Below are 12,793 nucleotides of genomic sequence, written 5' to 3' on the forward strand. Positions count from 1 at the left end.
CAAGCCCATAAGGAGGGCCTACGAGGCATGGGTCGAGGCCGGACTTCCGCTCGATTGGGACAGGCAAGCCTTCGAGGCCGAGCGCAAAATGGATTCTAAAAAACACCTTGCCAAATAGGAGCGTCAGACCAGAAGTGCCCCCGTTCGTAGCTCCGAAGGAGCAGAACGGGGGCACTTCATTGGTCGAGGACGTTTTCAAAACCAAGCCCGGCCCCGGCCGGACAGCCCACGAACGCTACAGGTTCTTGACACCCATCGCGCGCATGGCGTTCAGGATGGCGATGATCGCCACGCCTACGTCGCCGAACACGGCAAGCCACATGTTGGCGATGCCGAGCGCCGCAAGCACCAGAATCAGCAACTTAATGCCCAGCGCAAAGATGATGTTCTGCCAAACAATCGACATGGTCTTGCGCGCCACGCGGATCGCGCGGGAGATGTTGGACGGCTTGTCATCCATGAGCACGACGTCCGCCGCCTCAATTGCGGCGTCCGAGCCCATAGCGCCCATGGCGATGCCCACATCGGCGCGCGTGAGCACGGGTGCGTCGTTGATACCGTCGCCGACAAAGGCGAGCTTGCCCTTGCCGCTTTCGGCTGCCAGCAGCGCTTCAACACGCTCGACCTTGTCGCCCGGCAGCAGCTGCGCGTGGAACTCGTCGAGCCCCAGCCGCTTGGCCACCGCAGCAGCCACTTCCTCGCGGTCGCCCGTGAGCATGACGGTGCGCTTGACGCCGACGGCGTGCAGGTCGCGGATCGTCTGCTCTGCATCGGCCTTTATGGTGTCGGCAATTACAATGTGGCCGGCATAGATGCCATCGACTAGCACGTGGAGGATGGTGCCGACGACCTCGCAATCGGGCGCTTCGACTCCGGCCGCGGCGAGCATCTTTGCGTTGCCAACGACGACGTGCTTGCCGTCGATGGTTGCCGTCACGCCGTGGCCCGCGTCGTTGGCGGAGTTGCTAACGCGCTTGGGGTCGACCTCGCCCTGGTAGGCGACACGTACGGACTGCGCGATGGGGTGATCGGAGAACGACTCAGCAAGGGCTGCGACTTCGAGCAACGACTGCTCGGTATAGCCGGCCTCGGGGTGTACCGCGACCACCGAGAACGTGCCGTTGGTGAGGGTGCCCGTCTTGTCAAAGACGACGGTGTCCACGTCGGCGAGCGTCTCGAGGTAGTTAGAACCCTTGATGAGAACGCCCAGCTTGGACGCGCCGCCGATGCCGCCAAAGAAGCTGAGCGGGACGCTGATCACGAGCGCGCACGGGCAGCTGACGACCAGGAAAGTCAGGCCGCGCAGGATCCAGTCGGACCAGGCGCCGGTGACCAAGCCGCCGCCGAGCGCGAGTACCGCGGCAGCGCCGGTGACGGCGGGCGTGTAGATGCGGGCAAAGCGCGTGATGAAGTTCTCGGTGCGCGCCTTCTTTTCGCTGGCGTTTTCTACGAGCTCCAGGACGCGCGCGACGGTGGACTCGCCAAAGGGCTTGGTGGTGCGCACGTGGATGAGCCCCGTCATGTTGATGCAGCCGCTGATGATATCGTCTCCGGTTTTGGCCGGGCGGGGGACCGACTCACCGGTAAGGGCGGCGGTGTCGAGCTGGGTTTCGCCTTCGACGATGACGCCGTCGATGGGCACGCGCTCGCCGGGCTTGACCACAATCACGGTGCCGACGGCGATGTCATCGGGGAAGACCTGTTCGAGCGTGCCGTCGGGTTGCTCGACGTTGGCGTAGTCGGGTGCGATGTCCATCATGGCGCTGATCGATTTACGGCTTTTGCCCACGGCGTACGCCTGGAACAGCTCGCCGACCTGGTAGAACAGCATGACGGCGGCGCCTTCGGCCATGTGCGGGTCGGTATCGGGGAAGAGCACCATGGCAAACGCGCCGATGGTCGCGACTGCCATAAGGAAACTCTCGTCGAAGGCCTTGCCGCGGCGGATGTTATTGAATGCCTTTTGCAGCACGTCGTAGCCGGCAATCAAAAACGGTATGAGGAACAGCATAAAGCTGGCGTAGATGTCGCCCGGGGTACCGAATGCGGCGGTGAGGGTGCCGAACTCATCGAGGGCGTACACCACGGCAAAAATGCCCAGCGCTACCAGGATGCGGTTGCGCTTATGCTCGAGTGACTCTTTCTTCTTGCGCTTCTTCTTTTTCTTCTTGGGGTCGGCGGTGGCCATGACTCGTATCCTCCCATTTGAATGTATGAACACTCGCTCATATAATTTCGCGAGCAAAGGCCGCGGCAATCGCGGCCTTGCAGGTTGGCGTAAACCTGGGCTAGAGAATGATCTCGCAGTCCGGCTCGGCGTCGGCCGTAAACTCTACAACGCGGTTGAGTACCTCGTCGAACTCGGCGTCATCGGCTTCGAGCGTCAATTTTTGGGTCATAAAGTTGACGGACACGGATTTGACGCCCTCGAGCTTGGCCAGCTCGTCCTGAAGCTCGCGCGCACAGTTGGCGCAGTCGATCTCGTCGAGCTTGAACTGCTTTTTCATGGGGGTTCCTTTCTCTGTATTTGCGGCTTGGGTGCAGGCCGCGCTGGTACCGTGGTTGGTCGCTATTCGCAGATGTGGCTCATGCCTTGGTTGAGCATGGTGTAGACGTGGTCGTCGGCGAGCGAGTAGAGGATATTGCGCCCGTCGCGCCGGAATTTAACCAGGTGCGACTGCTTGAGTGTGCGCAGCTGGTGCGATACTGCCGACTGCGAGGTTTCGGTCGCTTCGGCGATGTCTGCCACGCAGAGCTCGCGGCCCATGAGGGCGTAGAGGATCTTGATACGCGTGGTGTCGCTGAAGACCTTGAACAGGTCGGCGAGGTCGTAGAGAAGCTCCTCGTCGGGAAGGTCCTCGGGCGAGCAGGTGGTCGGGATCGCGGGTTCGGTGGCCTCGATGTCGAGTTTCGTTTCATCAACGCGGATGCTCATTGCAATATCCTTTCATATGAACATGCGCTCATATAATTTACTTTCGATTATATGAGTGCATGTTCATATGTCAATGACGTTCAGGTAATTCGTTGTACAAAATGATGGGGAATAGTGGACGAGATCCCGGACTGAGCGTTTTTTGATAGTCGATGCCAAGGTGGGTACCCTCGTGCCGTGCAAAAAATGGAGCATTCTGCAACTATAGGGGGTCCGCTAATTTATTGCAGGTCATATAATGCAGTTCAAGAGTTATCTTAGGGTGTTAATCCGATGAGTTCTTCCTCAAATGTTGCCTAACGCTCTCACGCAAGAGTGATTTCGCTCCACATTTGGATCCACTCGAGGGTGATAGACACCCGACCCTGCTGAATACTCGCAATTTTGCACATCGCTAGGGTACCCACCTTGTTAGCCGGTCTAGCTTCCGGCCCCGAAGATCCTGCCCTCGGGCGCGAGGCTGCTTGTTTGGGCAAATGATGGGCTGTCGGATTCGACAGTCTGCATGTCATCGATTGCCAGAACTTCATTAATTGTCGGGTCATCCAGCGTGATGCCTTCGAGCGTTGCTTTTTCGAGGTCGATTCGTTGACGCTCTTCGGAATCCTGGCGAAGCTGCTTCTGAATTTGCTTTTTCTCTTCTATAAACCTTCTGAGCACAAACTGTCTCAGGTCCTCTTGCATGATTTGAAAGTCTTTTGGCAGACGCGAGGGGCGTACGCCCTCTTTCCGCTGGATTGCTTCCATGACCCTAACAAAAGAGCTGGCATGCATAAAGGAATAACGGCTGACGGTGATGATTCCGTACCCCATGGACGCAAGTGCATTCTTGCGCTCCTCATCGATGGCGCGGCCTTCTTCCGCGTCATGATAAAAACCGTTGTATTCAATGTCTGTGCGAGATTTCTTTAGATACGCATCCATAAAGAACTTTTTGCGTCTCGTGAGATTCTTTGCGGCAGTGGTGACCTGCACCTCGTAATCGGTCTCAATTCCCTTAATACCAAGCCCTCCTTCGCTTTTGGGCAGCGTTAGCATCATGACAAATGCCGTTTCCATGGGAGACCGGCATCCGTCGCGTACACATTGGATCGCCTTTCGGGCAAGGGCCAGACCGTCGCATCTGGTAATGGAATTAAAGAACTGCTTTAACCTCTCGGTCGAGGTGAGCGCGAAACGCTCGGTATAGGAGGTGGAAGAGTCGGTTCCAAGGGAATAAGCGCCGCACAGTTCAAAGTAGTACTCCACTAGTTCGCGAAAAGAAAGATAGGTGGCGGCCTGAAGTGCGCAAAGCTCAACGCCAACAATGAAGATGCCATCTTTGAGCTCTATAAAGCGTGAGTTCGAGAATCGTTTTGAAGACACGTGGCATTGACAGTTCATTGCATAGCGCGCATTCCTGCGATGAAACACCATCACCTCGAGGCAATCATTTGCATCGAGGGAAACATCATGTTTGGTGAGCCATTCTGCGGCTGCGTCAAGGAGCGTTACGGTGGGACATGATTCGTAAATCGCGGTAGGGTTACAGGACTCGATGCCTTTCGCAGACACCGAATGCGCGGCCTGGTAGACCGCTTTTGCAGTGGTATGTGACAATACGATACTCATGGTATATATCGTGTCAGCTAATGCCGTGTTGACGGCGCTGAGTGGAAAAGCCGTTTTAGAGGTCTAACCAAATGCTGTCCAAAAGCTTGACGCAATTATGAGTTGGTATGCCCTAAATAAACGTTTTCGCAGCTCGGCTATAGCATAGAAATACTCAATTGCTGCACATTTGATAGTGATGCATCACCATCCGACAACGAATTACGTGTCGGGAATTGGCCGAAATCGTTCGCAATGAGTGTTCAGAATTTGTGATGGCAGGTTTATTTGTGGAACGTAGGGCGGCCCCGCTGCGGGGTTTCCCGCTGCGAGGCCGCCCGTGATCTACGCCGGAGTTTGTCGTAGACGTTTCTACTTGTCAAACAGGTTCTTGAGGTTGAACTCGGCTTGGACGGTGCGGAGCATGAGGTCGGTGTCGTCGAGGCCCAGGTGCTGCTCGTTGGCGTCGGCGGCGAGGGTGCCACGGCGGCGCGCCCAGTTCTCGAGCGCGGCGGGCGCGGACTCGCGGGGGAGCGAGCGCACGTCGGCGTCCAAGCTGCGGCAGATCTGGCGCGAATCGATGACGATGATCTTGCCGGCGCGGCGTGCCTCGGCGTAGCCGTCCAGGTGGATCTTGAACCAGCTGTCCTCAAAGGCGGCGTTGTGTGCCATGTACGGGTACTTCTTCATAAGCTTGAGCAGCTGCTTTTGCAGCTCTTTGTTCTCGCGGAAGGGCGTTTTGCCGTCGATGTCGTCCCAGGTGATGTGGTGGATATTCGACAGCGGCACATCCTCGCCGCGGTAGATATCGGGCAGGCCGCAGTAGTGTGCCTCGGCGTCGTGCGGGACGGCGTCGCTGGTGAGCTCCATGATCTCCCAGCCCACGTTGATGATGTAGCCGCGCTCGGGTGCACGGCCGGTGGTCTCGATGTCGATGCCGAGCACTGTGCCTTGGATAGGCTTGCGGGCGTACGCCACGCCGAGCGCGTCGCGGTCGCCGCGGATCTCGCGCATGACGGACGCGGCGGTGCGCTTTTGCATCTTGCCGATGGCGGCGCAGGTGTCGGCGTCGGACAGACCGCGCGAAAGCGTCGCGGGCGTCACGTTGCGCAGGCGCGCCTCGCCAATCTGGTCGCACAGGTCGCGGTTGCGGTCAGCCAGGTCGCGCACGGTGGCAAAGTCGAAGCTGGGGTCGCCCTCGGCGGTAAAGTACTCGGTTTCGAGCACCTTAAGGGCCTCTTCGCCCTTCTGGCGCTCGGACTCCATGGCGCCATGATCGCCATAGATAAACATGGGAATAAACGGCTGGCGCTCGTATTCGAGTGCTTGTGAAACGTTCATATAACTGCTCCTTGGATGGGCCGCGTCGTGCGGCTTTGAGTCATTAAGATGTGGCGAGATGATAGTTTACCATGGGCAACTATTGGCATCGCGCCTAGGATAACTACAATACCCTAGTTGACCGCTAGGACTTTTACAATGCTGCCGAAAGACACGAAAGGTTCCATCCGTCATGGGTTTGTTGATTGATATTCTGCTCGACGCCGGCAAGGACACGCTCTCGCTGGTGCCGTTTTTGTTGGTGACGTATCTGGCCCTCGAGACGCTCGAACATGTTGCGGGCAACCGCGTTAACGGCGCCATCAAGCGTGCCGGAGCCGCGGGCCCCGTGGTTGGCTCGTTGCTGGGCATGGTGCCGCAGTGCGGCTTTTCGGCAATGGCGGCCACGCTGTATGCCGGTCGTGTCGTGACCTTGGGTACGTTGGTGGCGGTGTTCCTTTCGACCTCCGATGAGATGCTGCCGCTGTTGCTCGCCGAGCAGGTGCCCGTGCAGACCATGGCGATGCTTTTGGCTTCGAAGGCACTGATCGCGCTGGTCACGGGCTTTATCGTGGACGCCGCCATTCGCGGCCTGCGTCGTAACGCTCGCGCGCATGCGGCGATTCGCCGCACCGTGCTGGGAACCGCGGCCAACCCGGCCCACGTGAACTGCGCGCACGACGACCACACTGGCGGTGACATCATCGACGAGGTGGCCGAGGCGGGCGTGAGCGCCGACCACATCCACGAGCTGTGCGAGCGCGACCATTGCGGTTGTGATGAAGACGAGGACGAGCACGACCACGGACATGGCCACGATCACGGTCATGAGGGCGAGCATGAACACCATGATGGCCACGGTCACTCCCACTCCCACGAAGGGACGCCTGTCCTGTCGATCATATGCAGCGCGATTTCGCACACCGTGCAGGTCTCGGTATTCATTTTTCTGGTGACGCTGATTCTGGTCGCCGTGCTCGAGTCGTTCGGCGAGTCCGCAATCGAGCAGTTCCTGCGCGGCAACGAGACGCTTGCGGTCCTGGGCTCGGCACTCGTCGGCCTGATTCCCAACTGCTCGGCCAGCGTCGTCATCACGCAACTGTACCTGGAAGGCGCGCTGCAGCTGGCCCCGATGCTCGCCGGCACGCTCATCTCTGCAGGTGTGGGCTACCTGGTGCTGTTCCGCACCAACCGCAGCGCCCGCGAAAACGTCCTGTTCCTGATCATGATGTACGTCATCGGTGCGGGCTGGGGTCTTATCCTTTCTGCCTTTGGCCTCTAAGTAGATGCTTGGGGCATGCCGTAAAAACTGGGGCATGCCGTAAAATCTACCGCCATGACCTGGGCGTTGGATGCGTGTCAATCGCCAAAGCAAAAAAGCAGATTTCCGGACATGTCCCAAAAATCTACCTTGGTTAGCGCAGCAGTTCGGTGAGGTTGCGCTTAAAGCGAGCGCGGTCTTCGCTGGTAAATGCCGCCGGTCCGCGAGTGCGTCCGCCGGCGCGGCGCACCTTCTTTTCCTCGTGGCGAATAAACAGTTGCATGTCGATGGTCGCCTTGTCGTAGACGCGCCCGCGCACACCGATTGCGGCGGCATCGCGGCCGAGCACCATGCTCGCCAAGCCAATGTCCTGCGTCACGACTACGTCGCCCGCCTGCAGGCGTTCGACAATGGCAAAGTCGGCGCTGTCGGCGCCCACGCTCACATCGAGCGTCGTGACCCAAAAGCCGCGTCGCGCATGCTCGGCATCGCGCGGGTCGTCGCGGCGAATGTGCCGTTCCAAGTTTTGCGTGCTGTTGCCGGCGATAACAACGGCGACGCCCGCCCGCCGCGCGCAGTCAATCGACTCGCGCGTGACCGGGCAGGCGTCGGCATCAATAAAGAGCGTTCGCGGCATCTAGTGCACCAGTTTGCCAAATTGAATAGCGCGAACAATCAGCGTTACGCCAAACACCAGCAGCGCGGCGCCGCTAAAGATGACGAGCATCTTGGCCGACCACAGCGGATAAATAAACACGAACATGCCGGCGATGATGGAGAGTGCGCCGCTCAGGATGGCGAGGGCACGGTTGGACGAAAGCTCGGACTCCAGAATGGACATGACACCTTCGACAATCCAGCCAAAGCCGGCCACGATAACCACCATCGTGGTGAGCGTCGCGGTCGAGAAGGCCTGGTTGCGCAGGATTATGACGCCGCCCAGGATAATGAGTAGGTTGGAGATGATGCTCGTCACGCGCCAGCCGGTGGGCAGCAGCGGCTCAAAAATGGCAGTGAACAGCCTGATGGCAGCGGTGATTACAAAGTAGAAGCCCAAGACGGTCGTTAGGAAGACGAGGGACTTGGCGGGCGCAAACAGCAGCGCGATACCAGCAATGAGCGCTAAGACGCCCGTGATGGCGTAGATCCAGCGTACGGCCTTGACGGCTTTGCCCGCCATGCTTTTCTCGTCAAATCCAAACTGGCTCGATTTTTGGTCATCGTTCTTAAAGATGCCCATAATGTCTCCTTTCCGTGTGGTGCACGTCGCGTTCATTGCTCTCCGTGCGGCGTACGCCAAAAGTGCTGCAACAAGTATCGCCCAAGGGCGCCGATGCATGGGGCGGGAAGGACGAATTGCCGCCCCACATTCCCGAATTGTTACTTTTGTTCCCGCCCCAGTGAGGATTAATCAACAATTGTAGAACATTACGCCGCTGTATGTAATTGCCTAGGTTTTAGGTTAGATTCTCCTAAGAACAATTGCCCGAAATTGGGGGTCCCTATGAACGAAGCAGTTCCCGAGGCACCGTCGAGTGTCGAATCGATGGCAAAGCAGGGTTGCGAAAAGCTCGGCTTGGACGCGTTTGATGCGTTGGCTCGCCGCGCCCGCACGTGCCGTCGCTTTGACGAGTCTATGCGAGTGCCGCGCGAGTTTTTGCTCGAGCTGGCGGAACTTGCGCACCTGGCTCCCTGTGGTGCCAATGCTCAGCGTCTGCGTTTTCATGTGGTAAGCGGTGCAGAGGACTGCGCGCGTGTATTTGACGAGCTCGCATGGGCCGGCGCACTTAAGGACTGGCCGGGTCCTGCCGAGGGTGAGCGCCCGACCGGCTACATCGCGATTCTTGCTGAGCGCGCCGTTCCGGGCAAGCCCGCCGCTCCCATTACCGATGTCGACACGGGCATTGCCGCGCAGACGATGATGCTCGCCGCCCGCAGCGCCACGCCCGAGGTGGCAGCCTGCATGTTCAAGGCCTTTACGCCCCACGCGATCGATGCCATGGGGCTCGATAACGACAAATATGAGCTCAAGCTGATCATGGCGTTTGGCGTTCCGGCCGAGACACAGGTGATCGATGCGATCGATTCCAACCCCGACGGCTCCATCAATTATTGGCGCGACGAGGCGCGGGTGCACCACGTACCCAAGCGTCCGCTTGCCGACGTGCTGCTGTAGTTGTGCGTCGTTGCGGCGCAATCCGGCGGCAAAATCACCACAAAGACTCCTGTCCCCTTTGTGGTGGTACGAGGGGAGGGTGTGTGGCAGATCTGTATTTGGTGCGGCATGGGCAGACTGAGCTCAATGTGCAGAGCATTTTGCAGGGCTGGCACGATTCGCCGCTTACGGCGCGCGGGCGCGAGCAGGCGCTGACGGCGCGTACGGCGTTTGCGGCGCGTGGCGTGGCCTTTGATCATGTGTATTCCTCGCCGTTGGGCCGGGCGCGGCATACGGCCGAGCTTATCGTTGGCGAGGGCCGTTCCATTGAGCTGGTCGATGACCTGCGTGAGTGGCATTTTGGCTCGCTGGAGGGCACATCAAATCGCGAGATGCCGCCGCGGCCCTGGGGCGATTATCCGGTGGCCTTTGGCGGCGAGTCGGAAGTGCAGCTTCAGTCGCGCATGGTCGCGGCGCTGTCCCGCATCATGGCCAGGCCGCAACACGACTGCGTGCTGGCGGTTTCCCACGGCTCAGCCTGCCAGGAGTTTCTTGAGTATGTGACTGGCGAGGGAGAACTACCCGACAACGGTGCCGTGCTTCATTTTGGCTATTGCGACGGGGCGTTTTCGCTCTTGGGTTGGTAACGAACGAAAGGACCCCTATGAATAAAGATCTGTATCTGGTCCGTCATGGACAGACGATATTCAACCTTAAGCGCATTATTCAGGGCTGGAGTGACTCGCCGCTTACGCAGTTGGGTTGCGACCAGGCGGCGCGCGCCGGCATGTTTTTACGTGCGCGCGGCATTGAGCCCGATCATGCCTACACCTCCACGCTTCATCGCACCGAGCAGACTATCGCCAACTTGTGGCCGGGCTTGGCGTACGAGCGCCTGGACGGCCTGCGTGAGTGGTTCTTTGGCGACTTTGAGGCCGAGCGCGTGGTGCTCATGCCCGAGCGCCCGTGGCGCGACTTCTATCGCCAGTTTGGCGGCGAGGGCCAGATGCAGGTGCGCGAGCGCATGGTGGCGACGTTGACCGAGCTTATGCAGCGTCCGGACCATACGTGCGTGCTCGCGGTAAGCCATGGCTCTGCCATCAAGGAGTTCATGGACCACGTGAAGGGCGCGGCGGCCGACGAACGCGATCGTGTGCCGGGCAACTGCTCGGTGCTGCATTTCGTGTTTGACGACGAGGCCGGTACGTTTGAGCTGATTGAGATTTTTACGCAGGAGGATTACGCGCGCGAGCTGGGGCTTGAACCGCTTGTGGCTACTGCAGGTCCGCAGCGCGGATAACGCGAGCGTGGCGCCACGGGTCGCCGGCATAACTTCTCCACGCAAAAGGGGCGGAGATGCATGTATCTGCTGCATCTCCGCCCCCTGTTTGTTGAGCTGCCGATTTTTGTGCTGGACGGTCTGGTCTTGCTAGAACCGCGCGACCTGGTGCGTGAGCAGACCTGTCGGAACCTGCGGCGCGGCGCCGCTGACCTGCGCGGCGGGGAAGAGCACAGCTACGGCAAAGTTGAACGGCTCTTTGCCCGTGTAGGTGCCGGCAGCACGGACATCGTCGGCCAGGAGCTGAGATGCCCCAGCCAGCGCGGCGGCATAGGCGGAGTCGCCGGCGAACACCGGACTGGGCGCCTGATCGAGCATGGCACGGATGGCGGCAACAGCGTCCTCGCGCTTGACCTCCCACACGCGGTGCGTAATGCCCGCGGGATCGGTGACGGCGTAGAGCGAGGCGCCCTCTTTGGCAGCGCCCAGGATGATGTCCATGACGGGCGACGCCTCGTAGGCGAGCGACACGGGGCGCGGCTGCACCTTGAGCTCGGCGATCGCGCGCGCGGCGGCGAGTGCGTCGACGCTCTCGGCGGCAGACTCGTCGCTACCCGTCAGCACGTTAACCGGGCAAATCGCCACGACACCCGTCACGCATCCCGGCTCGCCCGAGCATTCGTACACGTAATACGCCGCACCCGGGTCCTTGAGCATCAGGCCATCGGCAATGGCTCCGCGCAGAGCATCGTTGCCGCTCAGGATGCTGCCCATTGCGGGCAACGCCTCGAGCACGCGGTCCTGAGCCGGGCGGATGCAGGGAAACGGAAGTGCTTTCATGGGCGGTCCTAACGCGCGAGTCGGTTTGTTCGCGGCTTATTATGCCCCAACTTGGCCGCTCGCGTCCCAGAGCACGTTATCGGCGAGCGCGATTAGCACCTGCTGACAACGAACGATATCGGCGTGGGGCACATATTCGTTGGGCTTGTGCGCGAGCGCGAGCGACCCGGGACCGTAGCTCATGCAATTGCGGTTACCTGTCTTGCCGGCAATGACGGCGGTGTCGGTGTAGCCGGTAAAGAAGCCGACGGTCGTGTCCGCGTCCGTCACGTCATCGGCGGCACGCTTGAGCGCTGCTAGAAGGGGAGAGTTCGGGTCGCGCTCGATGGCGGGGCGGTCGCCCGTCACGGTGTAGCTGCCATGGCAACCGGGAACGGCGGCTTCGGCGACGGCGATGGCCTGCTCTACCATGCGCGTCGCGGCGGCCGTATCGGTCGGCGGGGTCAGGCGCATGTCGACCCAGACTTTGGCGCGGTCGGGTACGACATAGGGACGGTAGCCACCTTCGATCTGTCCAAACGTGATGGTCGAAGGCCCCAGCTCATCGTGCGCGGGCAGCGCCACAAACGCGCGACGGAGCGAACACACGACCTCGGCCATGGCGGCGACGGCATCCGCGCCCTTCCAGGGCTGGCTCGCATGCGCCGTCACGCCAGCCATTTCAATCTCGAACCACGTACGCCCCTTGTGCGCCACCTGGATCTGTCCGTCGGTGGGCTCGGTGTCCAGCACCCATTCGCGCGAACCGACCCAGCCGGCATCGATGGCTGCCTCGGAGCCTCGCATAAAGTCTTCCTCGTCGACCGAGCAGATGAGCGAAAAGCCGCGGCGGGGCAGCGCGCCATCCGCCGCCACGCGCTCGAGCGTATGGACCAGTGCGGCAATGGTGCAGGCCAGACCGCTCTTCATGTCGCAGGCGCCGCGGCCATAGAGTTTGTCGTTGCGCACAACCGCCCCGAGCGGCGCAATGTCCGCGTCCCAGCCGTCGCCCAAGGTGACGGTATCCATGTGGCAGATGTAGACGAGCCGTGGCTCGTCGCTCAAACCGGGCACGGTGACCATGAGATTGCGGCGTCCGGTCAGCACCTCGAGTTCCTCAACCTGCACGGCATGGAGCACCGGATGGCTCAACCGCTCCAATTGAGCCTCAACCAACACTTTGATATAGCGTTCAATCTCGCCCTCATACGCACCTGGGTCGGAACTGTCGATCCGCACGAGCCCTTGCGTAAGCCGCCAAGCAAAATCTGTATCAACCATAGGCACCTCACATATAGTTAGGTCAACATACAGATTGTATGCCAAGAAGCGGCTCGGTGCATTTAATGGAGCGCTCACAAAAACGGGGGCGCCTCTCGTGCGAAAGGCGCCCCCGTGGGCATTCAATGTCAGTGACGGGCAGGCCACATGGGG

Annotated in this window: 13 protein-coding genes; 4 read left to right on the forward strand and 9 right to left on the reverse strand. The window is 60.1% G+C overall.

From position 1 onward, the window contains the following. Positions 1-235: 235 nt before the first annotated feature. From AAAX75_RS06295 to AAAX75_RS06315, 5 genes are all read right to left on the reverse strand, one after another. Positions 236-2,188 (reverse strand): heavy metal translocating P-type ATPase, encoded by a 1,953-nt coding sequence (locus AAAX75_RS06295; RefSeq protein ID WP_349091481.1) that lies wholly within the window; start codon positions 2,186-2,188, stop codon positions 236-238. Positions 2,189-2,288: 100 nt separating this feature from the next. After that, positions 2,289-2,507, reverse strand: a complete 219-nt coding sequence (locus AAAX75_RS06300; protein ID WP_035137286.1) for a heavy metal-associated domain-containing protein — start codon at positions 2,505-2,507, stop codon at positions 2,289-2,291. Between the two features lie 62 nt (positions 2,508-2,569). Beyond that, on the reverse strand, positions 2,570-2,935 hold the full coding sequence (locus AAAX75_RS06305) for a metalloregulator ArsR/SmtB family transcription factor (RefSeq protein ID WP_035137284.1): 366 nt from the start codon (positions 2,933-2,935) through the stop codon (positions 2,570-2,572). A 420-nt stretch (positions 2,936-3,355) separates the two neighbouring features. Next, positions 3,356-4,546: a hypothetical protein gene (locus AAAX75_RS06310; RefSeq protein ID WP_349091483.1), complete on the reverse strand. Its 1,191-nt coding sequence runs from the start codon at positions 4,544-4,546 to the stop codon at positions 3,356-3,358. Positions 4,547-4,897: 351 nt separating this feature from the next. Beyond that, positions 4,898-5,866 (reverse strand): 3'-5' exonuclease, encoded by a 969-nt coding sequence (locus AAAX75_RS06315; RefSeq protein WP_148332813.1) that lies wholly within the window; start codon positions 5,864-5,866, stop codon positions 4,898-4,900. A 172-nt stretch (positions 5,867-6,038) separates the two neighbouring features. Here AAAX75_RS06315 and AAAX75_RS06320 point away from each other — a divergent pair, with 172 nt between their 5' ends. Further along, a complete protein-coding gene (locus AAAX75_RS06320) occupies positions 6,039-7,127 on the forward strand; it encodes a putative manganese transporter (RefSeq protein WP_349091485.1) in 1,089 nt (362 codons plus the stop codon). A 133-nt stretch (positions 7,128-7,260) separates the two neighbouring features. Here AAAX75_RS06320 and AAAX75_RS06325 read toward each other — a convergent pair whose 3' ends face one another. Both AAAX75_RS06325 and AAAX75_RS06330 read right to left on the reverse strand, forming a co-directional pair. Next, positions 7,261-7,743, reverse strand: a complete 483-nt coding sequence (locus AAAX75_RS06325) for a DUF188 domain-containing protein (protein ID WP_006235439.1) — start codon at positions 7,741-7,743, stop codon at positions 7,261-7,263. Beyond that, entirely contained in the window at positions 7,744-8,346 is a 603-nt protein-coding gene (locus AAAX75_RS06330; RefSeq protein ID WP_117797862.1) for a DUF308 domain-containing protein, read from the reverse strand. Positions 8,347-8,610: 264 nt separating this feature from the next. Between AAAX75_RS06330 and AAAX75_RS06335 the strand changes: the two genes are divergently transcribed. The 3 genes from AAAX75_RS06335 to AAAX75_RS06345 all read left to right on the forward strand — a co-directional run bounded on the left by AAAX75_RS06335 (position 8,611) and on the right by AAAX75_RS06345 (position 10,561). Beyond that, positions 8,611-9,282, forward strand: coding sequence for a nitroreductase family protein (locus AAAX75_RS06335; protein ID WP_349091487.1), 672 nt, complete (start codon positions 8,611-8,613; stop codon positions 9,280-9,282). Between the two features lie 83 nt (positions 9,283-9,365). Beyond that, complete coding sequence (locus AAAX75_RS06340; protein ID WP_346978777.1) at positions 9,366-9,908, forward strand: histidine phosphatase family protein; 543 nt, start codon at positions 9,366-9,368, stop codon at positions 9,906-9,908. A 17-nt stretch (positions 9,909-9,925) separates the two neighbouring features. Then, a complete protein-coding gene (locus tag AAAX75_RS06345) occupies positions 9,926-10,561 on the forward strand; it encodes a histidine phosphatase family protein (RefSeq protein WP_349091488.1) in 636 nt (211 codons plus the stop codon). A gap of 129 nt (positions 10,562-10,690) precedes the next feature. On the opposite strand, the gene AAAX75_RS06350 is transcribed toward AAAX75_RS06345, so the two are convergent. Both AAAX75_RS06350 and AAAX75_RS06355 read right to left on the reverse strand, forming a co-directional pair. After that, a complete protein-coding gene (locus AAAX75_RS06350; RefSeq protein ID WP_349091489.1) occupies positions 10,691-11,380 on the reverse strand; it encodes a DUF1015 family protein in 690 nt (229 codons plus the stop codon). Positions 11,381-11,419: 39 nt separating this feature from the next. Then, positions 11,420-12,640, reverse strand: a complete 1,221-nt coding sequence (locus AAAX75_RS06355) for a M20 family metallopeptidase (RefSeq protein WP_349091490.1) — start codon at positions 12,638-12,640, stop codon at positions 11,420-11,422. Positions 12,641-12,793 lie beyond the last annotated feature (153 nt).

This window comes from Collinsella sp. CLA-ER-H7 (genome assembly GCF_040092345.1).
In the GTDB taxonomy this organism is placed as follows: Bacteria; Actinomycetota; Coriobacteriia; order Coriobacteriales; family Coriobacteriaceae; genus Collinsella.